The organism is Arthrobacter sp. Dra40 (assembly GCF_059091905.1).
In genome coordinates, this window is the sequence record NZ_JBNHHB010000028.1 from 24592 (window position 1) to 50916 (window position 26325).

General features: G+C 66.4%; 23 protein-coding genes. 8 read left to right on the forward strand and 15 right to left on the reverse strand.

All coding sequences use genetic code 11. From position 1 onward, the window contains the following. Positions 1–12: 12 nt before the first annotated feature. Complete coding sequence (gene alr / locus AC5RWT_RS14055) at positions 13–1323, reverse strand: alanine racemase (RefSeq protein WP_494045991.1); 1311 nt, start codon at positions 1321–1323, stop codon at positions 13–15. Between the two features lie 211 nt (positions 1324–1534). Between alr and AC5RWT_RS14060 the strand changes: the two genes are divergently transcribed. The 4 genes from AC5RWT_RS14060 (at position 1535) to AC5RWT_RS14075 (ending at position 4050) form a co-directional block, all read left to right on the forward strand. Further along, on the forward strand, positions 1535–2872 hold the full coding sequence (locus tag AC5RWT_RS14060) for a family 4 glycosyl hydrolase (RefSeq protein WP_494080717.1): 1338 nt from the start codon (positions 1535–1537) through the stop codon (positions 2870–2872). 49 nt (positions 2873–2921) lie between these two features. Beyond that, positions 2922–3305, forward strand: a complete 384-nt coding sequence (locus AC5RWT_RS14065; RefSeq protein ID WP_494080718.1) for a hypothetical protein — start codon at positions 2922–2924, stop codon at positions 3303–3305. A gap of 90 nt (positions 3306–3395) precedes the next feature. Continuing rightward, the gene (locus tag AC5RWT_RS14070) at positions 3396–3692 is read left to right on the forward strand and encodes a hypothetical protein (RefSeq protein ID WP_494080719.1); all 297 of its coding nucleotides are present in this window, start codon (positions 3396–3398) and stop codon (positions 3690–3692) included. Between the two features lie 46 nt (positions 3693–3738). Continuing rightward, positions 3739–4050, forward strand: a complete 312-nt coding sequence (locus AC5RWT_RS14075) for an MmcQ/YjbR family DNA-binding protein (RefSeq protein WP_494045987.1) — start codon at positions 3739–3741, stop codon at positions 4048–4050. A gap of 39 nt (positions 4051–4089) precedes the next feature. Here AC5RWT_RS14075 and AC5RWT_RS14080 read toward each other — a convergent pair whose 3' ends face one another. From AC5RWT_RS14080 to AC5RWT_RS14090, 3 genes are all read right to left on the reverse strand, one after another. Then, on the reverse strand, positions 4090–6690 hold the full coding sequence (locus AC5RWT_RS14080) for an MMPL family transporter (RefSeq protein ID WP_494080720.1): 2601 nt from the start codon (positions 6688–6690) through the stop codon (positions 4090–4092). Between the two features lie 4 nt (positions 6691–6694). Next, positions 6695–7327 carry a TetR/AcrR family transcriptional regulator gene (locus AC5RWT_RS14085; RefSeq protein ID WP_494080721.1) on the reverse strand — a complete coding sequence of 211 codons (633 nt, stop codon included), beginning with the start codon at positions 7325–7327 and terminating at the stop codon, positions 6695–6697. Between the two features lie 64 nt (positions 7328–7391). After that, on the reverse strand, positions 7392–8771 hold the full coding sequence (locus AC5RWT_RS14090; RefSeq protein ID WP_494080722.1) for an ATP-binding protein: 1380 nt from the start codon (positions 8769–8771) through the stop codon (positions 7392–7394). Positions 8772–9171: 400 nt separating this feature from the next. Between AC5RWT_RS14090 and AC5RWT_RS14095 the strand changes: the two genes are divergently transcribed. From AC5RWT_RS14095 to AC5RWT_RS14105, 3 genes are read left to right on the forward strand one after another with little or no spacing between them, the layout of a single operon-like run. Further along, positions 9172–9558 (forward strand): SHOCT domain-containing protein, encoded by a 387-nt coding sequence (locus tag AC5RWT_RS14095; RefSeq protein WP_494045983.1) that lies wholly within the window; start codon positions 9172–9174, stop codon positions 9556–9558. 40 nt (positions 9559–9598) lie between these two features. Further along, positions 9599–10450: a class II glutamine amidotransferase gene (locus AC5RWT_RS14100; RefSeq protein WP_494045982.1), complete on the forward strand. Its 852-nt coding sequence runs from the start codon at positions 9599–9601 to the stop codon at positions 10448–10450. A 38-nt stretch (positions 10451–10488) separates the two neighbouring features. Continuing rightward, positions 10489–10950: a DUF3817 domain-containing protein gene (locus tag AC5RWT_RS14105; protein ID WP_494045981.1), complete on the forward strand. Its 462-nt coding sequence runs from the start codon at positions 10489–10491 to the stop codon at positions 10948–10950. Positions 10951–10996: 46 nt separating this feature from the next. Here the strand turns inward: AC5RWT_RS14105 and AC5RWT_RS14110 are convergent, their stop codons facing one another. The 3 genes from AC5RWT_RS14110 to AC5RWT_RS14120 all read right to left on the reverse strand — a co-directional run bounded on the left by AC5RWT_RS14110 (position 10997) and on the right by AC5RWT_RS14120 (position 13422). Then, complete coding sequence (locus AC5RWT_RS14110) at positions 10997–11647, reverse strand: GAP family protein (protein WP_494045980.1); 651 nt, start codon at positions 11645–11647, stop codon at positions 10997–10999. A 54-nt stretch (positions 11648–11701) separates the two neighbouring features. After that, a complete protein-coding gene (locus AC5RWT_RS14115; protein ID WP_494045979.1) occupies positions 11702–12871 on the reverse strand; it encodes an AI-2E family transporter in 1170 nt (389 codons plus the stop codon). Between the two features lie 134 nt (positions 12872–13005). Further along, entirely contained in the window at positions 13006–13422 is a 417-nt protein-coding gene (locus AC5RWT_RS14120) for a hypothetical protein (RefSeq protein WP_494045978.1), read from the reverse strand. Positions 13423–13860: 438 nt separating this feature from the next. Here AC5RWT_RS14120 and AC5RWT_RS14125 point away from each other — a divergent pair, with 438 nt between their 5' ends. Next, positions 13861–14262: an SHOCT domain-containing protein gene (locus AC5RWT_RS14125; protein WP_494080723.1), complete on the forward strand. Its 402-nt coding sequence runs from the start codon at positions 13861–13863 to the stop codon at positions 14260–14262. Positions 14263–14314: 52 nt separating this feature from the next. On the opposite strand, the gene AC5RWT_RS14130 is transcribed toward AC5RWT_RS14125, so the two are convergent. From AC5RWT_RS14130 to glgX, 8 genes are all read right to left on the reverse strand, one after another. After that, the gene (locus tag AC5RWT_RS14130) at positions 14315–14770 is read right to left on the reverse strand and encodes a GNAT family N-acetyltransferase (RefSeq protein WP_494045976.1); all 456 of its coding nucleotides are present in this window, start codon (positions 14768–14770) and stop codon (positions 14315–14317) included. 3 nt (positions 14771–14773) lie between these two features. After that, complete coding sequence (gene mgrA, locus AC5RWT_RS14135; RefSeq protein WP_494080724.1) at positions 14774–15814, reverse strand: L-glyceraldehyde 3-phosphate reductase; 1041 nt, start codon at positions 15812–15814, stop codon at positions 14774–14776. A 214-nt stretch (positions 15815–16028) separates the two neighbouring features. Further along, complete coding sequence (locus AC5RWT_RS14140) at positions 16029–16427, reverse strand: hypothetical protein (protein WP_494080725.1); 399 nt, start codon at positions 16425–16427, stop codon at positions 16029–16031. Positions 16428–16771: 344 nt separating this feature from the next. After that, positions 16772–18424, reverse strand: a complete 1653-nt coding sequence (locus AC5RWT_RS14145; RefSeq protein WP_494080726.1) for an NAD(P)H-hydrate epimerase — start codon at positions 18422–18424, stop codon at positions 16772–16774. A 54-nt stretch (positions 18425–18478) separates the two neighbouring features. Next, positions 18479–19654: a DUF6226 family protein gene (locus tag AC5RWT_RS14150; protein ID WP_494080727.1), complete on the reverse strand. Its 1176-nt coding sequence runs from the start codon at positions 19652–19654 to the stop codon at positions 18479–18481. A 10-nt stretch (positions 19655–19664) separates the two neighbouring features. Then, complete coding sequence (gene treZ / locus AC5RWT_RS14155) at positions 19665–21473, reverse strand: malto-oligosyltrehalose trehalohydrolase (protein ID WP_494080728.1); 1809 nt, start codon at positions 21471–21473, stop codon at positions 19665–19667. Next, complete coding sequence (gene treY, locus AC5RWT_RS14160) at positions 21470–23776, reverse strand: malto-oligosyltrehalose synthase (protein WP_494080729.1); 2307 nt, start codon at positions 23774–23776, stop codon at positions 21470–21472. The genes treZ and treY overlap by 4 nt, the downstream gene beginning before the upstream one ends. Then, positions 23773–26088, reverse strand: a complete 2316-nt coding sequence (gene glgX / locus AC5RWT_RS14165) for a glycogen debranching protein GlgX (RefSeq protein ID WP_494080730.1) — start codon at positions 26086–26088, stop codon at positions 23773–23775. The genes treY and glgX overlap by 4 nt, the downstream gene beginning before the upstream one ends. Between the last annotated feature and the right edge of the window lie 237 nt (positions 26089–26325).

Consider the following 26325-nt stretch of genomic DNA (forward strand, 5'->3'; position numbering starts at 1 on the left):
TCATGCCGCCGATCATGCCAGCACCGCGCCGGTGTCCCCGGCGCTGTCCGTGTTCCGGTCCTCCGCCGTGGCCAACGCGGCGCGGACTTGGGCGGCCGCGGCGGCCTGCTCCGCCGCGGAGGCGGTGAGCCCCGCCGGTTCCGACGCAGCGACGGCTTCCGCGCCGTCGTCGTCTTCCTCGGCGGTTCCGGTGTAGTAGCGCGGGACGCGCGGACTCACGCGGGTGACAATCTCGTAGTTGATGGTGTCCGCGCCGGCCGCCCAGTCCTGGGCATCGGGAACATCCGGGCCCGGGCCGAAGAGGATCACTTCCTCACCCGTGAGGTCACCGACGTCGTTGGTCCTCAAATCCACCACGAACTGGTCCATGGCCACCCTGCCCACCACGTCATAGCGCTGTCCCGCGATGGCCACCTGCACGCCGGAGGCGCTGCGCGGGATGCCGTCTGCATAGCCCAGCGGCACCAGGACGAGCGTGGTTGGCTCGGTGGTCAGGTAGTTCAGCCCGTAGGAGACGCCCTGGCCGGCCGGCACGTGCTTGCAATTGGCCACCCGGGCGCGCAGCGTCATGGCCGGCACCAGCCCCAGTTCCTCGGGGGTCTGCGCTTCAAAGGGCGACAGCCCGTAGATGCCCAGCCCCACGCGGACCAGGTCGAAGTGCGCATCCGGGCGGCTGAGCGTGCCGGGAGTGTTCGCCAGATGCCGGACTTCCAGGTCCAGCCCGGCGTTTTCTGCCACGGCCACCGCCTCCCGGAAGCGGTCCACCTGCTCGTCCGTCTCGGGCCGGTGCGGTTCGTCGGCGACGGCCAGGTGGGAGAACACCCCTACCACGCGCAGCAGCCCCAGTTCCTGATACTCCACGGCCCGGTTGACCAGGTCCTCCCAAAGTGCCGGCGGACAGCCATTGCGGCCCAGGCCGGTGTCGATCTTCAGGTGCACGCGCGCCGGACGTTCCAGCTGCCGGGCGGCCTTGACCACAGGTTCCAGCTCCCATCCGGAAACACCGACGTCGATTCCCGCCTCAATGCCGGCGGCGAAGTCAGTGTCCGGGGTGTGCAGCCAGGCCAGGATGGGTGCGTCGATGCCCGCTTCGCGCAGTGCCAGTCCCTCGGTGAAGTGGGCCACGCCCAGCCAGCCGGCACCGGCTTCCAGCGCGGCGCGGGCCACGGGAATGGCACCGTGGCCGTAGGCGTCCGCCTTGACCACGGCCATCACGCGGGCGGGGGCTGCGATCTCGCGCAGGTGCCGCACGTTTGCGCGGATCGCGTCCAGGTTGATGACGGCTTGGCGGTCATAGGGCAGCGGTGACGTTGTAGAGCTCACAGATCCATTCTCCCATCCGAAGCTTGCTTCCAGCTGAAGGGTTACGCGGAGCAAAGGCACCGCATGCGACGCGCCGGCAGGACTCTTCGGCCGGCGCGCGAGTTCACGGCGAGGATGCATGGTTTGCCCTAGCTGGCAGAATACAAGCAAGGGGCGCGTCCCGGGCTCGGGTCCGCCGATTGTCATCCAATGTCAATGTTCGGGGGAAGCAGTGGCAACACTTGCCATTCTGGGCGGCGGCGGGTTCCGCGTGCCGCTGATCTACCGTGCGCTGGCCGAAGGTCCGGCGGCGGGGTTGGTGGACCGACTGGTGCTCCACGACGTGGACCCCGCCAGGCAACAGGCGATCGCCCGGGTGCTGGCGGATGCTCCGCTGCCCGGAGGCGTCCGGCCGCCGGACATTGACTGCGCGCGCAACCTCGATGACGCGTTGGCCGGGGCCGACATCGTCTTCTCAGCCATTCGTCCCGGCGGCACGCAGGGCAGGACCCAGGACGAGCGCATTGCCAGCCGGCTGAACCTGCTGGGCCAGGAGACCACCGGCGCGGCAGGCATTGCCTGCGGCCTGCGCGCTGTCCCTGCCGCCCTGGACATCGCCCGGCGGCTGCGCGAGCTGAGCCCCGATGCCTGGCTGATCAACTTCACCAATCCCGCCGGGCTGGTCACCGAAGCCGTGCTGCCGGTGCTCGGCCACCGGGTGATCGGCATCTGCGACACGCCCCTCGGGCTGGTGCGGCGTTCCGCCAACGCCGCCGGCGCCCCGTTGCGCCGCGGCTCATTGGCGGGCGTGGACTATGTGGGCCTGAACCATTTGGGTTGGCTGCGCGGATTGGAGCACGACGGCGGGGATCGCCTGCCGGAGTTGCTCGCCGACCCAGCGCGGCTGCAGTCGTTTGAAGAGGGCCGCATCTTCGGGACCCGGGAATTGCAGGTCTTGGGCGTCATCCCGAATGCCTACCTGTTCTATTACTACTTCCGCCGCGAAGCCACCATGGCGCTGGCCGGCGCCGCCCAAACCCGCGGCGAGTCGATCCACGAACTGCAGCAGGAGTTGTACGGCAGGCTGCAGACCTCCGGGACTCCGTACGCGGAGTGGGAGGACGCCCTGCGGCGCCGTGAGGAAAGCTATCTGTCCGAGGCCCGCGAGATCGGCGTTTCCCGCGATGAGGAGGACCGCGCGGCCGGCGGCTACGAACACGTTGCCCTGGACGTGATGCGTGCCCTGCTCACCGGCGAGCGCAGCGAGCAGATCCTCAACGTCCGCAATGCCGGGACCATCCCGCAGCTGCCGGAGGACGCCGTCATCGAAGTGCCGTCGGTGGTCGATGCGGACGGCGCCCGTGCCCTGCCGGTGAAACCGCTGACCCTGCACCAAGCCGGCTTGATGACCCAAATTAAAGCGGTGGAGCAGGAGGTCATCCGCGGCGGACAGGGCGAACGGGCCGCCGCACTGCGGGCCTTCATGATCCACCCGCTGATCACCTCCGGCCACGTGGCCCACCGGCTGCTCGAGGCCTACGAACAGGCCCACGGATACCGCTGGAACTGAGATGGAGCGGGCACCGGGTGCGAGCGGTCCACCTTCAAGGGTCGCGACCGTGCTCCAGTTTGCGGCCTGCATACTGGCCTTGGCAGCCGGCGCCGCAGCCCTGCTCCTGCCCACGGTCGTGCAGGAGACAGTGTCCGGCTCCCCCGGAGCCGAGCCCGAACGCACCATCGAATCGCTCACGCTGCTCCAGACCCATCCAGCTGCCATCCTCATTCCTCTGGCTGTTCCGCTGGTGCTGACACTGATTCCGCTTCTGGTTCCCGGACGCGCGGCCTGGCTGGCGGGCATCATCTGCAGCGCCTTGTTGTTTGGGTTCATCGTCCTGGGCATGGCAAGTGTTGGCTGGTTCTACCTGCCCGCCCTGGGGACGGCGATCGCGGCGGTTGTCCTGCGCCAGACAACCCGGCCCGCTCGGCATCCGAACGCCGGCTGAGGGATCCTGATCGGCCGGAGCCTCTCCGGCTATTCCTCGCTTGCTGATCCTCGTCGGCCGGATCGTACATCCCGGGAGGATAATCGCCCCATGGACTTTATCGGCGGGCTGGTCGCCCTGGGTCTGGTGGCATTGATTATCGCCGCGACCGTTGCCATGGCGTCCCGGCCGTGGCATGGCGGCCCCGGGTCTTCGGGGCTCTCCGGCATGTTCGGCGCTATGGAGGAAATCTTCGCCCCGGGCCGCTACGAGGCGCGGATCGAACAGGAGCGGCAACAGCAAGCGCCGGCCCCTGCGCCTATCCCCGGCGACAAGCCCACGCCGGGAGACGAAGACGGTACCGAGGGCGGAGCCAGCACCGAAGGCGCGGGCGGCGGCCGGAGCTGACCAGCGGCGCTGGCGCCGGTGTGCGCGGCGGTGGCAAGGTAGCTGCATGCCCACCGAAGACGATGCGCGCCGCCTCTGCCTGGCCCTGCCCGGTGTCACGGAACGGCCCAGCTGGGGCCGGCCGGCGTGGTTCGCGAAAACGCTCATGGCCCGCATCTGGGAGCCGGGCGTGCTGACCGTCAAGACCGAGGAACGCGAGGCGCTGGCCGGCACGGACCCGGACGTTTTCTTCTGGACGCCGCACCATGAGCGGTCGCCGCAACTGGTGCTCCTGCATTTGGCGAAGGTTTCACCGGCCGAGCTCGAGGAACTGCTCGATGAATCGTTCCGCATCGCAGGCGGCCGGCACCTTCCCTGAGGAATGGTGCCGGCCACCGAGGCTTCCGGTCCGCGTTTCCTAGCGAATCCCGGCCGCCTGAGCCAGGGCTTGCTCGGGCTTGTCCACCTGCTGAACCAGCTGAGCGCCTTCCACATCCACGTTCAGCAGGATCTTGTCCAGCCACCGGGGCATCCACCAGGCGGCCTTGCCGAACAGGTGCATGGCCGCCGGAATCAGCGTCATGCGCACCACGAACGCATCCAGCAGCACGCCCAATGCCAGCGCGAAGCCGATCGGCCGGACCATGGTCAGGTGGGAGAAGATGAACCCGGCGAAAACAGAGACCATGATGATGGCCGCGGCCGTAACCACCTTGGCACCGTGGTTGAAGCCGCTGACCACGGCGGCCCTGGCGTCTTCGCCGTGTGCATAGGATTCGCGCATGCCGGAGACCAGGAACATCTGGTAGTCCATCGCCAGTCCGAAGAGCACCCCGATCATGATCATGGGCAGGAAGCTCAGGATGGGCCCCGGGTCATGCACATCGAACAGGTTGCCCAGCCAGCCCCACTGGTAGATCGCCACGACGGCGCCGAAGCTGGCACCGAGCGAGAGCAAGAAACCGGCGGTGGCCAGCAGCGGCACCAAGATGGAACGGAAGACCAGCAGCAGCAAGATCAGCGAGAGTCCGATGACAATAGCCAGGTAGGCCGGCATGGCGTCGGCCAGCTTGTTGGACACATCGATTTGCATCGGCGGCTGGCCGGTGACGGAAATCCCGACGCCGGTGCTCTCCTCGAGTGTGTCCGTCTCCGCCCGCAGGTTGTGGACCAGATCCTCGGTGCTCTCTGCGGCCGGGCCTTCCTCCGGAATGACCTGCAGCACCGCGGTGCGGCCGTCTTCGCTGGTTCCGGTCGGAACGGCGGCGGACACGTGATCCATGGCGCGCAGTTCCTGCGAGAGCTGCAGCAGGGTCTCGTCCGTCTCGGCCCCCTCCAGTCCGGCCGGCAGGTCGGCCACCACGATCAGCGGACCGTTGATGCCTTCGCCGAAGTTTTCACCCAGCTGGGTGTAGGAGCGGTAGGCCGTCGAGTCCGCCGGCTCGGAGTTGCCGTCCGGCAAACCCAGCCGCAGCTCGGCAGCCGGCACCGCCATCACGCCCAGCACGGCCACGCCCGCGATCAGCGCCAGCCACGGGTGCTTGGTGACCGACTTGCCCCAGCTGCGCTTTGGATCGTTGTGGAATTCGTGTCCCGGCGCGGAACCCTGCGCATCGGCGGCCACCGGTCCGGTCAGCCCGGCCTTGGCCCACGCCCGCTTGGACAGAATCCGCCTGCCAATGACGGCCAGCAGCGCCGGGGTCAAGGTCAAAGCAACGACGACGGCGACGGCCACCGTTGCGGCTCCGGCCAGTCCCAGCACGGTCAGGAACGGGATGCCCGGCACCGCCAGCGCGGCGAGCGCGATGATCACCGTGAGCCCGGCGAAGAGCACCGCATTGCCGGAGGTTCCGGTGGCACGGCCGATGGACTCGATCAGCGGCACGCCGGACAGCAACTGGGTGCGGTGGCGGTTGACGATGAACAGCGAGTAGTCGATGCCCACGGCCAGCCCCAACATGAGCGCCAGTACCGGCGAAACGGAGCTCATCTCGACTACACCGCTCAGGGCCATGGTGCCGCCCACGCCCACGCCGACGCCGACCAGCGCCATCAGCAGCGGCAGCCCGGCAGCCAGCAGCGTGCCGAGCATCAGCACCAGCACCGCGGCGGCCACGGCAATACCGATGACCTCGGCTGCACCGAACAGGCTGGAGATATCTTCGACGATGTCCTTGCTGTACTCCGCCTGAAGGCCGGAAACCAGGCCGGCTTCGGTGACTTGCTGGACCTGTTCGCGGTCCTCCTTGGAGACCGACATCATGTCCTGTTCGAACTGGACCTGGACGAAGGCGGCCGAACCGTCCTCGGAGACGAACCTCAGTCCCTCCGATGACTGCTGTTGCAGCTTGGCCGCTTCTAGATCGGCAACGCCTGATTCATACTCTGCCCGGCCGTCTTCCAGCCGCTGTTCGGCTTTATCCAACTGCGCCTGCGCCGCTTCCAGTTGGGCCCGCTGCGGCTCCAGCTGGGCACGGGCCTGCTCGGCCATAGCGGTTTGGCCGGCGGCCTCAAGCTGCTCGATCTGCGCCTCGGCGACCTGCACCTGCTGCAGCCCCGGCTCCAACTGCGCCTTGCCCGCATCCAGTTCGGCCCGGCCGTCGTCGAGCTTCTGCGCCGCGGCTTCCAGTTTCTCTTCGCCGTCGGCAATTTTCTCCGGTGCGGTGTCCAGGGAAGCCTGCAGGTCCACCGGATCTGTGGCGCGTTTGACGGCGTCCAGATCCGTCAGGCCAGCGGAGATCTGGGCAATGGCATCCTCCTGCTTGGCCGTGAATGCCGTGCCGTCCGCCGTCGTGAACACAATGGTGCCGAGTCCGCCGGAGGCGTCCGGCAGTTTCTCCTGCAGCTCATCCGCCACCGCCTGGGCGGGGGTGCCCGGAATGGTAAAGCTGTTGGACAGCGTGCCCATGAAGGCTGCGACGGAACCGCCGACGGCCACCATGACCACCAGCCACGCAGAGACAAACCACCAGCGCTTGCGCGCGGCCAGCTTGCCGAGTCTGTAGAGCAGTGAAGCCATCCGATTAGTCCTTGTGGTTGATGTTGAAGCCGGTACGCAGCAGGTCGAGGCTCTCCAGCAGTTGCTGCCGGAAGGCCGACGGACCAGGCGCCTCGCCGTCGGGAGTCTGGGTGGCTGCCATCCGCATGGCGGCCTGGGCGCAGGCAATCAGCGATCCGGCGAGCGCGGTGACCGTCAGTTCGCCGGCGCTCTCCGGCAGCCGGTGGCGCAGCCCGTCTTCGAGCGACTGCTGGGCGTGGCGCCAGATCTGCAGCTGCATGCGTTCAAGCTGCGCGTCGTCGGCACCCATTTGGTAGATCTCGCAGAGCAGCGCCAGCCGTTCCTGGCTGATATCGCCGCCCAATGTGGCGAGCACGGCGTCCATGATCGGTTCGTCGGCGGAGCGCTCGTCGAGCCTCGCGAAAGACTCCTCCAGGAATTCCTCCACCGGCAGCGTGACCGCGGCCTCGATGGACGGAAAGTAATTGAAGAAGGTCCGGCGCGAGACTTCCGCCTCGACGGCCAACTGGTCAACGGTAAAGCCGCCGGGCCCGTGCTCCCGGGCGAGCCGCAACGCCGCGGCAGTGATGGCTGCGCGGGTTGCCACCTTGTTCTTTTCGCGCCGCCCCTCCACAGGGGCCCCGCTGTCTGCGCTCACCCCCACAGCTTAGAACCAAACTTGCACACCATGCAAAATTGCCCGGTGTGCACGCACGGCGGAACTACCTGGGCATTTGCCTCATCGGCACACCTACGTCGGATCCACCCTCCCGCGTCAATCGCGTCCGCACCGTCACCAGACCCGGCGCCGGAACGAACCCGCCGGCAAAGAGTGCCTCGCCCTGCCGAAAGAACGGCGATAGCTCAAGGAATGCCCGGGGGACGAACCCGAAGGTGGACGCCAGTCCGTCCAGATCGCTCGGCGAGCTCATCTTCATGAGGGCCAAATTGTCGCATTGCGAGATGATGTCCGGATCGAGCTTGGACGGCCGCTGGGTGGACAAAAGCAGCCACAAACCAAATTTCCGCCCTTCGGCGGCAATTTGGACGATTCGTTCGCGTACGGCTCGTTGCAAGGGACTGCCAGGCTCGGAGGAGCAGAGATTGTGGGCCTCATCGATCACGATGAGCAGCGGCTCCCGAGCATCCCGCGCCTCCCAGAGACTGTCGAGGACGGACAGAACCACCACCAGGGACTCTTCGGCGAAATCGAACCCGCCCAGATCGAGCACCGTGGCGTCCGGCCGGTCGGCGAGGATCTCGGAAGCCGCGGCGTCGTGGCGTGCCCACACCCGCCAGTCGGCGAGCCTGAGGTTTTCTATCCGGGAGGCCAAGGCATCGGACCCTGGTGTTTGGGCCCTCCGCAGTTGGTCGACGATGGCCTCCGGCTCGGCTCCGCCGATGAGGTTTTCTATATGCAGGAAGTCGTTGTACTCCGCACGGTCAATCAACGGGTCGAGCCGCAGTACTGCCGCCTGGGAGCGGGTCGACATGGTTGAAAAACGGGCCCGCAGCGGCTCCATTCCCTCGACATTCGGACGCAAGACGCGAACGTTTCTGGAGGCCAGCAGGGCCGCGGGACCGGCTGTTGCCTTGTCGGTCGATTCACCCAGCAGTACGAAGTCCGCGTTGGGGTCGAGAATCACCATCGGCAGCCCTGTCCGCAGCAGTATCTCTTCAAGGACAACACCCAAGGCGTAGGTCTTTCCTGACCCGCTTTGTCCGCACCAAAACGTATGGCGGTTGAATTTTTTCGGAATCAACCGTGCGTCGAAGTGGTCCGTGTTCGTGAGAGTACCAACCTCCAACAAGGCGCCGGAGGAAGAATGGAGCAGCTCGACCAAGCCCCTGTCGGCGGCGGCCATCCCCGCCCCACGAAACCCCACGGCGGGGCCCGCTGTGGCCATCCCTTCGGAACTGAAGGATCCGATGATCCTCCCCGAGCCGCTCATGACGCCGCTTTTCCCCAGCCGGAGCTGATGGATCTGGCCCATCATCGGCAGTCGGTCCGGCACGTCGAGGGAAACCAGCGAACCAATATCAAGCCGTTCTCGGCCCTCGCCCTGGAAGCTAAAGGAGCGCCCGTCCACAGACGATGCCATGAAGCCGTCATCTGCTAGTGAGTGGTCATCAGCATGGTTTGTGGCCATTGTCCCGGCTTCCGAAAAGCGTGGCGTGGATTCAGCGGTCTGCAGTACATCCGCCTTGAGTTTCCCAAGCCTCGCGGGCCGGCACAAGGGAGAATATCGCCGCCGCCGAAGGTTCCGAAAAGGCTATGAACCAGCCCGGGAATCTCACCCTTGCCGGATGAGGCGCCGGCTCTGAAAGCCGCACGATACTGGCTCTACCTATCGGAGGCTCACTTTTCACGAGCCTCCGACGGTGGCCGAGAAGAGGGCAGTCTCGCAGCCCCTGGATAAGCCCGCGGAGTTGCGATTGTGTGGAATCATCCCGGGCCGCGATATCCACGGTCATGGACCAACATAACGAATAGGATTTCCGATGGACTTCTGGGAGAACTTCTGGAGCATCATCTGGTGGTTTGTTTGGGTGTTCGCATTCACGACCTACTTGATCGCGGTGTTCATGATCATTGGCGATATTTTCCGCGACAACACTCTCAACGGCTGGCTCAAGGCAGTCTGGATGATTTTCTTGATCTTCGTACCGTTCCTGACGGCCTTGATCTATCTCATCGCCAGGGGTTCCGGCATGACGGAGCGTTCAGCCGAGCGCGCCCGCCTCAATCAGGAGTACACCGAGTCGTACATCCGTAATGTCGCCCAGACCAGTCCAAGCGAGGAAATTTCGAAGGCTAAAGCGCTTTTGGACTCCGGAACCATCACGGAAAGTGACTACGCGAAGATCAAGACCCGCGTCCTGGCCTGACGCCGGCCCTGACCTGACGCGCGCCCTGAGGAGGTAGCCCATGTGCCGCTGGCTAGCGTATTCGGGATCGCCCATGCGCTTGGACGAGCTTTTGTTTAAACCTGCCAATTCGCTCGTGATGCAGAGCAAGCACTCACGACTGGGAGCCGAAACGACCAATGGGGACGGCTTCGGCGTGGGCTGGTACGGCACCTTGCCCACGCCGGGCGTCTTCCGCAGCACGGAGCCCGCCTGGCACGATCGTAATTTGCAGGAACTCTCGTCTCAGGCGTCCGCTGGCCGCGTGTTTGCGCACATCCGTGCCACCACCGGCACGGCCGTGCAGCAGACGAACTGCCATCCGTTTCGCCACGGGCGTTGGCTGTGGATGCACAACGGGCTCATCAGGGACTTTTTGGCAGTCAGGCGTGACCTGGCGCTGGCCGTGGAGCCCGGCCTCTTTCCCCTGATCGAAGGCTCAACTGACTCCGAAGTATTCTTCATGCTCGCCCTCACTTTCGGCTTGGAGCAGAACCCGCCCGCAGCGGTCGCTGCTGCGGTTGGACTTATCGAAAGCGTCGGCGAAAGCCACGGCATCGAGCACCCGCTGCAGATGACGGTGGCCACAACCAATGGCGAGGCGACGTGGGCCTTCCGCTACTCCAGCGAAGGCCGTTCTCGGTCCTTGTTCCACAGCACGGACGTCTCGACTCTCCGGGCCCAGTATCCCGATAACGTCTTGCTTGAACATGTCTCCGATGACGCGCGGATCGTAGTTTCTGAACCTTTGGGGGATCTGCAGGGAGCCTGGCAGGAAGTGCCGGAGTCAACGTGCGTCGTCGTGCATGACGGCGAAGTAACCATGCAACCATTCCAGCCCGAGGATTCAGCCGCAGCGACCCCCGGACGGTAACTTGGGAGGGATCCACTTCCCCAACCCAAGGACCGCATGTGTCTCCGCGCACCCTGTTCCGGACCGTCGCTTTAGCAGAGGCTGTCACCTGGACCCTGCTTCTGGCCGGTCTGGTGCTGAAATACGGCACCCACACCACCGAACTCGGAGTGAGTATCGGCGGCGGCCTGCACGGCTTCGTGTTCCTCTGCTATGTGACCAGCACCTGCTTCACCTGGGTGAACCAGAAATGGTCCCTCGGCCAGGGCACGCTGGCTCTGGCCGCGGCCTTCGTCCCGTATGCCACGATTCCCATGGAACGGGCGATGGACCGCCGCGGCAGACTAGACGGCGGATGGCGGCTGGCTGCCGGCGGCGAACGGCCTCAGGGTTTACTGGAGAAGCTTCAGGCGTGGGTCCTCACCAAGCCAGTCACCGCCGTCGTGGTGGCTCTCGCAGCGGTGGCAGTGGTCTTCAGCGTCCTGCTGGTTGCGGGACCGCCCGGCACCTGGTTTTCATAATTCGCGAGCCGCAGCTCTCCGGTTCCGTGTTTCCGTCTCGCCGGCCTCACAGTTGGAGAAGACTGTAGCCGGCGATTAACACGCCCATGGCGAGTATCGTCACCGCCGTCACCGTTCGGCCGTTTCGTTGCAGCCAGGCATAGGCAGCCGCCAGTTGCCCTTCGGCTCGTTCCGGGGCGCGCACCCAATAGGTAATCGGCAGCACCACCGCAGACTGGGCGACAACTGCATAGCCGAGAACCAACAAGGTTCCCTCAAGGGGCGACGGCTCTTGGACGCTGATCAGCACCCCGGCGGTGACGGCCAGCACGAGTGCCTTCGGACGCAGATTCAGTCCCAGGCCCAGTCCGATGAATTCCCACGTGCGGGCGGACCGGAACCTTGCGGTGATCTTGCCCAGCATGGCGCTCTCCCGCCTGCCTTTTCGCCCGAAAAGGTAAACGGAGTAGAGGATCAGGAAAGCTCCGATTAACAGGCCCACCGCTGCCGTCAGCTCATCCTCGTTCCACCGCGGAATGACCGACATGAACCCGAGCCCAACCGAGGATAGACCGACGATCACGACCGATCCGGTGATGGTTCCTATCAAGAACGCCAAGGCACGCCGTCGCGGATGAGGCGCGAGCAGAATGATGATGGTGATACCGGCGGGCACCGTGCTCATCGCCCCGGCTACAGCGACTGGCACAAGGCTCACGATGAGTTGCAGCATTCGGTGCTCACCCGGCCCTGACGGCAGCTTGGCGGGACATCATTTCCCGCGTGTGCCATCGGAGTGCGGGCGGTGCGGTCTCCGCCGTGGGCGGCGGGCGCGGATGGCGTCGTCTTCGAGCTTCAGGGCGGATTCGATGTCCTTCTTGTCCCCCGTCAAAGCCCGACGCCAGACCTTGGACGGGTCCGAGTCGAGCAGCATGGTGCGGACCAGCAGGGTGAGCGGAACGGCGAGGATGGCACCGACCGCTCCGAGGACGGCGGCCCAGAAAAGAACCGAGACAAAGGTCAAAGTCTCGCTCAGCGACACCGCATTGCCAATGTATTTGGGCTGAATAATCGACTGGATGACACTGTTAATCACGCCATAGGTGAGGATGACGGCCAGGACAACGGGCCAGCCTCCGCTCAGGGCACCAAAGACCAGCGGCGGGATAATGGCGATGAAGTAACCGATGTTGGGAATGAAGCTGCAGATGAACGACAAGACGCCCCAGGCCATGGCGCCAGGGACCTGCAGGATGAACAGGACGAGCCAGTTGAACAGGCCTTGGGCGGCTCCCAAGATGGTAGTGGCCACTGTATACCGGCGTACGTCAACAGCGAAGCCGCTTAAGGCAGTGGCCATGGCCGGCCGATGAAACTGCAGATGGTTCAGCAGGGCGGCCATCCGCCCTCCGTCAACCGCCATCAAGATGAGCATTGTCAGGATGATCACGAGGACGCCGACCAGACCCGTGATGTTCCCGAGCAAGTCGGTGATAAACCCAATAATGCGGCCGGGCGTGAATGTCTGCAGTACACTCTGCGCCTGCTCGGAGCCGACTCCCACGGACTCCAGCATTTGGGCGATCGAGGCGCCCAATTGGTGCAGCTGGGGGGCATATTGCGGCAGCAGCGCGGAGAACTGAGCGAGTGCTGTCATCAATACCGCAGTAAGGCCTATCAGTACGGCGAATCCCGCGGCGATGGTGGCTCCGGTGGCAATTCCCCGTGGGACTCCGTGCTGCTGCATCCAGAGCCGAACCGGATGCACGCAGATGGTGATCACCAACGCCAGGAAGATCGGTGTGAAGATCCCGCGGATCGCTGCGATTCCGAAGGCTGCGACGGTCGCGCCGCCCAGGGCCAGCAGGATGGTGGTAGCGCGGGGAATGCCAGGACGCGAGACCGGTTCGGATGCTTCGGGTCCCGATGATTCAGGCTCCATTGCCCCCTCCTTCGCCGCTAGTCGTAGTCTAGGGGCGCGGATGTGTCGTCAGAAGGGGACGGTGGCGGCGGTCCCCGGCAGACCGCGGGTCGCTTCTGCCGGTCCTGGACCAACCAGCCCTCGAGGCATCGGACTTAACAGTTGAGCTCGCTCGCTACTCCGTCACGAGCGGTTTTGACGTTGTCTGCTTCGTTCTTCAAGGAAGTAACCGCTTGCCGAACGGTGGCGTCATCGGGAACGTCGTCCACGGCAGACTTAAGCTCGCCCATTGCGGAAGCTAGTGCGTCGGTCCTGTCCTTCGCCACGTTTGTGGTTGCCCCCTTGAGATCGTTGTAGGTATTGCTGACCTCTTCCCGTGCCGAGCGGATCTCCTCGATGGTGGCATCCGGCGTCAGGGTCTCTCGAAAGTTCTGCAAAGCAGCTGCGAAGGCATCGGATGCCCCGCATGCTTTCGCAACATTCTCCTCGGGACTGGCAGAGCAGCCCGTCAGCATCCCCACGGCCAGCCCTAAGGCTGCAGTTCCTATCAGAACCGGGTGTTGTTTCGACATTGACTGTTCCTCTCTTGGATGCCGGTGGGGCCGGCGCCGTCGGCCATTGACGGACAGGTCAACAGACTCTTCAAGTGTGAGTCGGGCCGCTGGGGGTGTGCTTCACCCATCGGGGGTGAATTCAGATCCCCGTCTGCTTGAGAGGTTTTCAGGGTTGCCTGCGTTCGATGGCCACGGGGCTGCCCCTGCCGTAGACGAGGAGCACGACGGCGGTGCTCCTTCCGAGGAAGGACGCGAATACCTGTCAGCGACCAGACGGCCAGACGAGCCGGAAGGAGGTAGCAGAGCCGACAGAGGTCCGCCGCCACCCACCTCACCCGGAATGGATGAGGTGGCTCCAACGATGGACGACGATCCTTAAGCCTAGAACGCCGGAAACGTGGCGGGATAGTGCATCCCGCGGCCTTTGGCTCCGAGGTGCGACCGAGAGGACTGATCGTGGGCTTATGGGAAGACTTTTGGGACTTCTTCTGGTTCCTCTTTTGGACGGTCGCGTTCGTCGCCTACCTCATTACCCTGTTTTCCGTCGTCGCCGACTTGTTCAGAGACCGCTCGCTCAATGGCTGGTGGAAGGCTGTATGGATCGTCTTCATGATTTTCCTCCCCTTCCTCACGGTGCTGGTCTATCTCATAGCGCGGGGAACCGGCATGGCCGAAAGAAGCCAGCAACGCGCCCTGAACACACAGGACGTGGTCAACAAATACATTGGGGACGTCGCCGGGACCAGTCCCTCCGACGAGATCGCGAAGGCGAAATCCCTGCTGGATAAGGGCACGATCTCGGCCGACGAATACGCGGCCATCAAGACGCATGCGCTCCATGGCCTCCGCGTTCCCTAAGCAAGAACCTCGGGAAGCTCCCCCGCCGTCGGTCGCCACGGCAGCCGGGGCGTCAGGCGTCGAACCGGGCGAAGGCGCGCAGGGCTCCGCCGTCGTTATCCGTGACCTGCGAATAGCCGAGCGATTCGTAGAACGCCTTCTGGCCGGCCTCGTCGTCCGTCAGCAGGACCTTTTGCCGGACGTGCGAGAACGGTTGCAATACCAGCTGCACCAGCCGACGGCCGATCCCCCGACGCTGGAAGCCCGGACGGACCAGCACATCCTGCAGATAGCAGATCGACGCCCCGTCGGATACCACCCGGGCAAGCCCAACCAGCTCGGTGCCGGCGCGGGCAACTGCGATGGCGGCGGAACCGGACAGGGCAGCGGAGACTGTCTGCGGCGACGAGGTGTAGGCGGTCCAATCGACGGAGTCGTATAACGCGAGCACCTGATCGAAATCCAGCGCGGCCGCGTCGGTGAGACTGACGTCCACGGGCGTCTCGTCTGTCGCGGCCGGACGGTCCACGGTCTAGCTCTTCGGCTTCCAGATGTTGATGTCGGAGTCCACCGCGAACTGGTCAATGGCGTCGGTTTCCTCGCCGGTGAAATTGAGTTTGGCTACGGCAGCGAGGCTGTCCTCCAACTGCGCGACGCTGGACGCCCCGATTAGCGCCGAAGCCACCGGGGCCCCCTTCGACTGCTCGCGCAGCACCCAGGCGATGGCCATTTGCGCGAGCGACTGGCCGCGGCTCTCCGCCAGTTGGTTCAGCCCGCGCACCCGGTCCAGGTTCTCTTCGGAGAGCATCTGCGGGAACAGCGACTTCTGCTGTGCCGCGCGGGAATCCTCTGGGACCCCCTTCAGGTAGCGGTCCGTGAGCATTCCCTGGGCCAGCGGCGAGAACGCGATGCAGCCCATGCCTTCCTCGTCCAGCACCTCCAGCAGGCTCGGGGTGGCATCTTCCACCCAGCGGTTCAGCAAGGAGTAGGACGGCTGGTGGATCAGCAGCGGCGTTCCGAGTGCGCGCATGATGCGGGCGGCGTCCCGGGTCTGTTCGGGCGTGTAGGAGGAGATGCCGGCGTACAAGGCCTTGCCGGAACGGACCGCCTGGTCCAGCGCACCCATCGTCTCCTCCAGTGGCGTGTTGGGATCCGGCCGGTGGCTGTAGAAAATGTCCACGTAGTCCAGCCCCATCCGCTTCAGCGAGGCATCGAGGCTGGACAGCAGGTATTTACGCGAACCCCATTCGCCGTACGGCCCCGGCCACATCAGGTAGCCCGCCTTGGTGGAAATGACCAGTTCGTCGCGGTACGGCAAGAAATCCTCGCGCATGTGCCGGCCGAAATTCGTCTCGGCGCTACCCTCGGGCGGACCGTAGTTATTGGCCAGATCGAAGTGGGTCACGCCCAAGTCGAAGGCCCGGCGCAGGATGGCACGCTGTACCTCAAACGGCTTGTCGTCGCCGAAATTGTGCCAGAGCCCCAGCGATACGGCGGGCAGTTTCAGGCCGCTTCGTCCCACCCGGCGGTAGGGCATGTTCTGGTACCGGTTCTGTTCAGCTTCAAACGCCATCCCCTCATCATGCCATCGAGGGCCAGCAGGTGCCGACCGGCGATGATCCTGCCCACACCCGCGGGGACTGGGCAGCCGATAGCGAAAACCCTTCAGCGTCCGGCCCCGCTCGGATGACGACAAAGCGACGGGAAGGACCGGGACCTCCCGTCCTCCCCATCACCGGGTACCCCTTGGCGGGATACTGATTGAGGGCTTGGAGTGGCTGGTGGTGCTAGCAGCGGAAACTGACCTTGCTACTCGACACCCAGCCGTCACCGCTGCTGTAGCTGACGGCCTTGTAGGTGCGGCCGCACTGCAAGCCGCCGCGGCGGGCCGTGAAGTCGCCGTGATGGGTCTGGACGTAGAACTCATCGACGGCCCGGCTCCGGGAGACATTGACAATCCAGACATGGACGCGGTTGGCTTCGTAGGCCGAGCCCCGTACCCGGTAACCGCCCCCACCGAGGCTGCGCAGCGACAGGTCCGCGCTGCCTCTCTCCGCTTGGGAAGGCGAAGCCGTCGCGGCAAGCGTGCTGGCACCGGCTGGCGCTGCCAAGCCCATGCTGGCGAGAAGTCCCAAAAGAACGCCGGCGATCATCAACCACGCCCGCCATGTTGCTGAAGTTTTCATCACTAAGGTGCTTCCGTGATTTCCGGGTGGCCCGGACGCGGAAGGCGCGTCCGCCTGTCATCGATCAACGGCTTTGGCGGGGCCCCCGGCATTCTGGCGCCGCTGCCGCTTACTGTCGCCGGATGAACCACGGGACTGCCCCCGGCCCATTGGTGGTTACATGAGGTTGCCATCCCTCCGGAGGATCATGACTCCAGTGCTCCGCCCCGGCCCCTACGGTGCGGATAACACGTGCCTAAAGCGTAGTTGAAACAGGCCAAGCCGGGTACCCCGGGGAAGCCATTTTTCCGGTGCCGCGCGGGACCCTGCGCCGTTCCACATCCCACCCTCCTGCCAACGTGCGGCTACTGGTTCCGACCGGCGATGATCCGGCCCACCACCGAAGGGACTGCGGCGCTGATATCGGAGGCCGCCAGCGGCCGGCCCCGCTCGGATAACGACGGCGGTGCGCTCCGCCCGCTGCCTGCCTGCGTCGCGCCCGGTTCCGGCGCCGATGCCACTTCGCCGCGTCGCGCTGCCTCCGCCCCGGCCAGGCCGTGGAGGCAGGCGGCCATGGCGGCAACCACCGCCCAGCGCTCTGGCTCCCCGAATCCGGCCGCGTCCAGCTGCTCCGTCCGGACGGTCGCTGCGAGGGTTCCGAGGATCCCGGCGAGCGTGTCGCCGGATCCGGCCGTGGCCAGCCAGTCGGGCCCGTCGTCTTGGCAGAACAGGAGGCCGTTTGGTGCGGCGATCACTGTCACGGCGCCCTTGAGCAGCACGGTGGCGCCGGTGAGACCTGCTGTCAGCGCGGCGAATTCGGCGGGCGAGGCTTCAACATGGTTCCGGTCCGTCGCCACGCCCTGTGCTTCAAGGATGCGCACCAGTTCGCCGGCGTGTGGGGTCAGGACCACATGCGGTCCCAGCTCAGCCGGGAGCACGTCGAAGGCCCCGGCATCGGCGACCACCGGCAGACCGGAAGCGATGGCGTCCCGTGCGCGCCGGCGCTGCTCCTCGTCCCCGTCGGTTCCAGGGCCCACCAGCCACGCCTGAACACGGGAATCCGCCACCAACCCCTGCGAACAGACGGCTTCCGGCGTTTGCAGGTTGATCAGCCGGCACACCTCCGGCGGTCCCAGAAACCTGATCATGCCCACGCCGGTGGCCGCCGCCGCCTTGGTCGCGAGCAGCGCCGCCCCGGGATAGAAGGCGGATCCGGCGGCGATGCCCAGCACCCCGCGGGTGTACTTGTGGTCGGTCCGCCGCGGCACCGGCCAGAGCATGGCCAGGTCCTGCGCTTCGAGCCGCCGAAGCGCAGGCTCCGGAAGCAGTCGGCCGATGCCAATGTCCACGGTCTCGATCCTGCCGGCGAGCGCTGCCGCCGGATCGAGGAACAGACCGGCCTTGGCCCCGCCGAAGGTGACCGTGAGGTCTGCGGGCAGCACCGGTCCGTCCACTTGGCCGGTTTCCGCGTCGACACCGCTGGGCAGGTCGCAGGCCACCACCAGCGTCCCGCGGCCGTTTCCTTCGCCGGAATCCAGCAGCGTCTGCACCAGCTCCCGCGCCGGGCCGCGCAGTCCGCCGGCGGCACCGGTGCCCACGATCCCATCGACCAGCACGTCCGCGGCCGCACAGACGCCTGCCGCCGCCCGGATCGCATCAGCCAGACCCGACGCGCCAACAGCAGCCGCCGAATCCAGCCGGATCACGCGGCCGCCGCCCCGCTCGAAGGCAGCATACGCCTCCGGGTGCACCCGCTCCGAGGTGAGCACCGCCGTCGTCATGACACCGCGTTTTGCTGCCGATGCCGCCGCGAAGAGGGCGTCGCCGCCGTTGTTGCCGCTCCCGGCCAGCACCACCAGCCGGGCGCCATAGATCCGGCCGGTCGCGCGTTTGAGTTCGCGGATGATGCCGGCGGCCAGCCCTGCCGCCGCGCGGGCCATCAGTTCCGGCCCTTGTCCGTCGTTGAGCAGCGGGCGTTCGGCGGCACGGATCTGGTCCGGGGTCCAGGCCTCGATCATGCAGTCCTTTCGGTCAGGCAACCTTGGGGCGACAGTCGGACGGTGAAGGGCGAGTCACTGCTGCCGCAGCGGCCAGGGCTGCCAGCCGTTCGACAACAACTTCAGCGTCCGTTCGGCCTCGCAGAGTTGGTCGTCCGTGTACTCGTGGGAGGGCTCGCCGCCGCCGCCCTCCCAGCCCGAGCCGTCCACCCGCACCAACTGGTATTCGGCACGCCGGTGGTTCCCCAACGGGTAGCGCTCCGCGAAGCCTCCGGCAGCCACGGCAAGCACCTGCTGCTCCAGCCCGGTCGCCCCGGAGTCCAAAGTTTCATCGCAGGCGTCGCAGCCGCAGGACGGAAACGGCGTGCTGTGCAGCAGACCGCTGTGCAGCAGGACGCCGGGAAAATCGGTAAACGTGAAGACCAGGGGCGCTGCATCCGGGCTGGCGGGGTCCACCCGGACCGCCCGGAGCACGCTCACTTGGCCCCGCATCCGGGCGGCTGTTTCCGCCGTGACGTCTCTGGTGCTGGCCGCGTAGGTGGAGGCCAGATGTTCAATCAGGCTGTCGGCCACGGCGTGGAGGCCGCTGAAGCGCTCGGTGTTGCTGGTGACGCTGTAGGAATCCGACGCTGCCTCTCCATCGCCCCACCGGGTGCCGTAGGGAATCTGTTCTCCGTCCGGATCGCGGTAAACCTCCACCGGAAGGTCCGGCCGAACGTACGGTTTCCAGCCGGCGGGCAACGGAACCGGCTGCGGTAGATTCCCGTCGTGCTCCTCGAACCGTGGCAGCGGCTCCGGGTCCGACTCGGCCCAGTCACGGATGGTCGCCAGGGACTCCGCGAACTGTTTCGCGTCGGCGGAGTGCAGCCGCTCCACCAAACCCTGGACGACCAGGCTCATTTCGTGGTCCCCGGCCTCGGTAATGCCGCCTTCCACGCTGCGCCACCGGGCGTCCGGCCGCTGCGCCACCACGGTGTTGCCGGTGAACACTTCCGCCGCTTTCCCCAGTTCCGGTTCGGCGAGCAGCGCGGCGGCATGGTCCCGCAGGAACTCCAGCAGCCGGACCGGATCGGCCGCTAGTCCGGCAGCGTCTTCGCCCTGCCGGGCACAAAAGCCGACGAACGGTGCGTAGCCGCCGACGTGCCGGACCTCGGATCCTTCCGCCTCCGGCCGGTACAGCGCCCGGGTGGAGTAGACAGGTCGAGGCGGCCCGGTGGCGGGTCCTTCGAACAAGTCCTCTGCGTCAGTCATGAAGCCGATCCTAGCGTGCGGCCCCGCTGCGGACTATGGCGGCCGAGTGGCCGGGCAGAACCAGCCGGACAGACTCTCCGGGGTCGTCGGGCGAAGCACCTCCCGCGGTGCCGGCGGCGTCCGCGGCGGCGAAGGCAGCGCCGTCGTCGGTTGCCAGCACCACCGTGCCCGTCCTTGCCGGGAGGGTGCGCGACTCGGTGGAGAAGTTGCAGCAGATGGCCAACGGGCCACGGTGCAGGATGAGCCATCCGGCGTCCGGGTCCGTTTGCACCGACACGGCCGCGAAGTCCGGGTCCGTTAGCTCGGGATTCTGCTTCCGCAGCGCGATCAGCCGCCGGTACAGCTCCAGCATCCGCGCGTGGTCGCCGGTGTCCGGCTCCGTCCAGTCCAGCTTCGAGTTGCGGAAGGTGCCCGGGTCCTGCGGGTCGGGCACGACCCGCGGGTCCCAGCCCATCCGTTCGAACTCCTTAAGCCGGCCCGTGGACGTCGCTTCGCCCAGCTCCGGTTCCGGGTGCGAGGTGAAGAACTGCCACGGGGTGGACGCGGCGAACTCCTCGCCCATGAACAGCATGGGGGTGAACGGCGCGGTCAGGTTCAGCACCGCTGCAAGCGCCAGCTGCCCGTAGCCGAGGCTGCCGGTGAGCCGGTCGCCGGCGGCGCGGTTGCCGATCTGGTCGTGGTTTTGGGTGCAGACCACCAGCTGCGGTGCCGCCACCCGCTCCTTGTTGATCGGCCTGCCGTGGTGCCGTTCCCGGAACGAGGAATAGCTGCCGTCGTGGAAGAACCCGTCCCGCAGCACCTTCTCCAGCGCTCCCAGTCCGGCGAAGTCGGCATAGTAGCCGCTGGTTTCGCCGGTGAGGTTCACGTGCACGGCGTGGTGGAAGTCGTCGCTCCACTGCCCTGCCAGCCCGTAGCCGTTCGACTCCCGGGACTCGATGAGCCGCGGGTTGTTCAGGTCCGACTCGGCGATCAGGAACAACGGCTTGCCCAGCTCCGCCGCGCAGTCGTCCGTGACCGCCGCGATCTCCTCCAGGATGTGGACGGCCCGCTCGTCCCGCAGCGCATGCACCGCATCCAGCCGCAGCCCGTCCACGTGGTAGTCGCGGAACCACATCTGCACGTTGTCCGTGATGAAGCGGCGCACCTCGTCCGAGCCCGGCCCGTCCAGATTGACGGAATCGCCCCAGGTGTTCGCGCTGCCGCTGCTCAGGTACGGCCCGAACCGCGGCAGGTAGTTTCCGCTGGGACCCAGATGGTTGTAGACGACGTCCTGGATGACGCCGATGCCCTTCGCGTGCGCCGCATCCACGAACCGCTGGTAGGCGGCCGGCCCGCCGTAACTCTCCTGCACGGCGAACCACAGCACGCCGTCGTAGCCCCAGTTGTGTGTTCCGTTGAACGCATTCACCGGCAGCAGCTCCACGTAGTCCACGCCGAGTCCGGCCAGGTAGTCGAGCTTCTCAGCGGCAGCATCCAGTGTTCCCTCGGGGGTGAAGGTGCCGATATGCAGTTCGTAGATCACCCCGCCCTGCCCGGGGGAAACCCAGTCTTGGTCCCGCCACGGGTAAGCCCCGGCGTCGAACGTCCGGGACAGTCCGTGCACCCCGTCCGGCTGGCGGCGCGACCGCGGATCGGGCAGCGCCGTGTCCTCTCCGTCCAGCAGGTAGCCGTAGTCGGCCACCCCCTCGGGCACGGCTGCGGTGTCTACCAGCCGCCACCAGCCGTCGCCGTCGGGTCCCTGCAGCGGCAGCCGTGAGGTGCCCGCCCGCAGTTCCACCGTGCCGGCCCGCGGCGCCCACACCGCGAAGTCCCTGCTCATGACAGTTCCGCCCCGCGCACCAGCAGCGCCACCGGCAACTCGGCCAGCACACCGGACAGCTGGAGAACGCCGTTGCTGGTGTGGCTCCGCCCGCTCAGCACGTCCCGGTATTGCCCCGGCGGAATAACGACGGCGGTGTCCCGCCACCCGCCGTCCCGCTGTAGCCGTACCGGCAGCCGGGTGGCCAGCGTGATCGCGCCGCCGCGGTCGAAGCCGAACGCGTGCTCGGCGGCGGGTCCCCGTACCGAAATGGCCTCGTAGCCGGTGAACAGCTCCGGCCGGTCACGGCGCAGCTGCAGTGCCCGGGCGACCACCAGCATCTTGGCCGCCGCGCCGTCGTCCACCGGCGGCGTCCCGTCCCGGCCCAGATCCTCGAGCGCCACGCGCCGGGCCTGGAAGTCCACCCGGCGGCGGTTATCCGGATCCACCAGCGAGTGGTCCCAGAACTCAGTGCCCTGGTAGACGTCGGGGACTCCGGGCATGGTCAGCTGGATGAGCTTGGCGGACAGGGAATTGCTCCGGCCGAAAGCCACAGTTTCCTCCACCAGTCCGACCAGCACGCGGTTCACCTCCGGGTCGTCGAACGCCGCATCCACGGCGGCATGCAGGTGCTTTTCGAAATCGGCATTGGGGTCGATCCACGACGTGCTGTTGCCGGCTTCGCGGGCCGCCTTCTCCGCATAGGCGTGGGCGCGTTCCCGGCTGACCGGCCACGCTCCCAGCGCCGCCTGCCACAGCAGGTCCGCGAACGGCAGGTCTCCGAACGGAGCCAGCCGGTCCAGCTCCGCCAGCCGCGCCGGCCATTGGTCCGCCAGTTCGGAGAGCACCGAGATGCGGGCGCGGGTGTCCTCGCTGCGTTTCGTGTCGTGCGTGGAAAGCGTGGTCATCGCCAGCGGCAGGTCCTGCTGCCGGCGGATCAGCCGTGTGTGCAGCTCGAACGGCTCCACCGCGAAGATGGACGGGTCGGCGCCCACCTCGTTCAAGGAGGTCAGCCGCGTGTACCGGTAGAACGCAGTGTCTTCCACGCCCTTGGCCATCACCATCCCGGAGGTCTGCTGGAAGCGCACCGCCAGTTCGGTCAGCACTCCCTGCGGCTGCAGCAGCGGCAACAGGGTGGTGATCGCTTCGGCGAGGTCCGGGCGGCGCGCCTGGGCCGCGATTCCGGCTTCCTCCAAGTACTCGGCGCCGACCGGCAGGTAACTCCGGTACACCGGAAAGCAGCTCAGCAGTTCCGCGAGCGCATCCGCGGCGATATCGAAGTCCACTCCCGCGTCGGCCGGGACCAGCCGCGCCAAGCGCAGTACCTCGGAACGCAGGATGCCGTCCGCGATTCCCCGTTTGGTGTCATGGATCATGTGCTGGTACGGCTGGACCGGCGCCGCCTCGGTTAGGCGTTCCCGCCCGTCGGGATCGACCAGCAGCCGGTCTACCTCCGCCAGCGCGTCGTACCCGGTGGTTCCCGCGCACGCCCAGTCCGCCGGCAGCGTCTCCCCCGGCTCCAGGATCTTCTCCACCAGCACGTAGGCGCCGCCGGTCAGCTCCTGCAGCCTCTGCAGGTAACCCTTCGGGTCCGCCAACCCATCCGGATGGTCCACGCGCAGCCCGTCAACCAGGCCCTCGTCGAACCAGCGTTTGATCTCGGCGTGGGATTCATCGAAGACCCACGGCACCTCCACCCGGACGCCGGCCAGGGAGTTCACGCCGAAGAACCGGCGGTAGTTGAGCTCCGCGTCGGCCCGGCGCCAGTTCACCAGCTGGTAGTGCTGGCGCTCGTGGACTTCCCGTGCGGTGGCGCCGTCGTCGGCCGTCCCCGCGGCGACCGGGAACCTGTTCTCGTAGTAGCGCAGCTCGCCGTTGGTCAGTTCCAGCGCATCCAGTTCCGCATCGCCGTCGCCGAGCACGGGAATCCGGATCTTTCCGCCGCCGGCGTCCCAGTCGATGTCGAACGCTTCGGCATAGCGTGACCCGTGGCCCTCAGCCAGCAGCGACCACCACCAGCGGTTATTGGCCGGGGTCCCCACGCCCATGTGGTTCGGGACGATGTCCACCAGGACGCCCAGCCCGGCCTTCCGCGCGGCCGCCGAGAGCGCGCGCAGACCGTCGATCCCGCCTCTAGCCGGATCCACCGCACCGAAGTCCACTACGTCGTAGCCGTGGTCGGATCCCGGTTCCGCGGTGAGCAGGGGCGACAGGTACACCCAGTCGACGCCGAGGTTGTGTAGATACGGCACCAAGTCCGCCGCGTCATACAGCGTGAGTGATTCCCTGATCTGCAATCTGTAGGTCGACGCCGGGGCCCTCATCCCTTCTGCTTCCCGTTCTTGTCCTTGGCCGCCGGTTCCAAAGCGGAGTCGGCGGCCTGCTCAGCCGCAGGGCCAGAATCCTGTTCCGGCGCGGTTGATTCCGCGGCCTCCTCGGATTCCGCTGCCTGCTCGGGCTCCGCCGCCCGTTCCGCCTCAGCCATGGCTGCCACCGAGGCCGCCACGGAATGGTCGGGTTCTTCTTCCGGCGCCGAGTGGGCCCGCAGCACCATGGTGGACTTCGCCGCCACCGGCGCGATCTCCCCGGCCTTGAGCGGGCCGGTCAGGTCCTCGCCGCCGGCGGTGTTGATGATGACGTCCCACGCCGGCGCATATTCCCGCGGCGGCAGGACGAACGGCACATCGTCGTCGTCGGCGTTGAAATACACCAAAAAATGCTCGTCCGTGATCCGCTGCCCGCGGTCGTCGCGCCCGCGGATGCCGTGCCCGTTGAGGAACAGTCCGATGCACCGTCCGAGGGCCTCGTCCCAGTCCTCGGGTTCCATGCGGGTCCCCTCCGGGGTCAGCCACTCGGCGTCGCTCAGCGGTTCGCCCTCGCCGCGGCGGACGGGCTTCCCATCGAAGAACAGCCGCCGCCGGAAGGTGGGGTGCTCAGCCCGGAGCCGGTTGATGGCGGCCACGAACTCGAGCAGCGGCTGGTCCACGTTGTTCCAGTCCACCCAAGACAGCTCGGAGTCCTGGCAGTACACGTTGTTGTTGCCCAGCTGGGTGCGGCCCAGCTCGTCGCCGTGGGCGATCATGGGCACGCCCTGGCTTAGCAGCAGAGTGGTCAGGAAGTTCCGCTGTTGGCGGGCCCGCAGGGTAAGAACCGCGGGGTCATCCGTGGGTCCCTCGACACCGCAGTTCCACGACCGGTTGTGCGACTCGCCGTCGTTATTGTCTTCGCCGTTGGCCTGGTTGTGTTTCTCGTTGTAGGACACCAGGTCCCGCATGGTGAAGCCGTCGTGGGCGGTGATGAAGTTGATGGAGGCGACGGGACGCCGGCCGGTGGCCTCGTAGAGATCGGACGAGCCGGTGATGCGCGAGGCGAATTCGCCCAGAGTGGAGGGTTCACCCCGCCAGAAGTCGCGGACGGTATCCCGGTACAGCCCGTTCCACTCGGTCCACAGCGGCGGGAAGTTGCCCACCTGGTAGCCACCCGGACCGATGTCCCACGGCTCCGCGATCAGCTTCGTCTGGGACACGATCGGGTCCTGCTGCACCATTTCGAAGAAGGTCGACAGCCGGTCCACGTCGTAGAACTCGCGGGCCAGCGTGGAGGCGAGGTCGAAGCGGAATCCGTCCACGTGCATCTCCGACGCCCAGTAGCGCAGCGAGTCCATCAGCAGCTGCAGCGAATGGGGGTGGCGCACGTTCAGCGAGTTCCCCGTGCCGGTGTAATCCATGTAGTACTGCGGCTGGTCCTCCACCAGCCGGTAGTACGCCCCGTTGTCCAGCCCGCGGAAGGACAACGTGGGGCCCAAATGGTTCCCTTCTGCCGTGTGGTTGTACACGACGTCGAGGATCACTTCGATGCCGGCCAGGTGCAGTTCCCGGACCATCGCCTTGAATTCCTGCACCTGCTGCCCGGTATCGCCGGAGGAGCAGTAGGTATTCTGCGGCGCGAAAAAGCCGATGGTGTTGTAGCCCCAATAGTTGGACAGTCCCTTGTCCTGCAGCGTGCTGTCGTTGACGAACTGGTGGACCGGCATCAGCTCGATTGCCGTGACGCCCAGCTTCTGCAGGTGCCCGATCACCGCCGGATGCGCGATGCCCGCGTAGGTGCCGCGCTGTTCTTCCGGGATTTCCGGATGCAGCTGCGTCAGGCCCTTCACATGGGCCTCGTAGATCACCGAGCGGTGGTACGGCGTGCGCGGCTTACGGTCGCCGTCCCAGTCGAAATAGGGATTGACGACGACGCCGAGCATCATGTGCTCCGCCGAGTCTTCGTCGTTGCGGGAGTCCTCGTCCCCGAAGTTGTAGCCGAACAGCGGCTGAGCCCAGTCGATCTGGCCGCTGACGGCCTTCGCATAAGGGTCCAGCAACAGCTTATTCACGTTGCAGCGCAGCCCCTGGCCGGGATCGTAGGGCCCCTCCACCCGGAAACCGTACTTCTGCCCCGGCTGGATCTGGGGCAGATAGCAATGCCACACGTAGCCGTCGACGTCTTTCAGTTCGATCCGCTGTTCGGCGCCGTTGTCGTCGAACAGGCACAGGAACACGGCATCCGCTGCTTCGCTGAACACGGCAAAATTGGTGCCGTTGCCGTCGTAGGTTGCCCCCAGCGGGTAGGCGTCTCCCGGCCAAACTTCCATGCGCAACTCCTGATCATCGATGGGGATCCCCTCATCCTTTCTTACCCCATGGCCGGGACAATGGCATCCCGGTTCGTCGGTCACAAAGGCCAGACAACGACGACGGAGCGCGGCACCGCGCGGAATCCGCCGTGTCCCGGACCCGCCGAATTGCCCTGACAGCTGAGGCCTGAGGGTCGCGTCCGGGCACGTCGGCGCCACCGGGCCTACACAACGACCGGTACTACTGTCGACCGG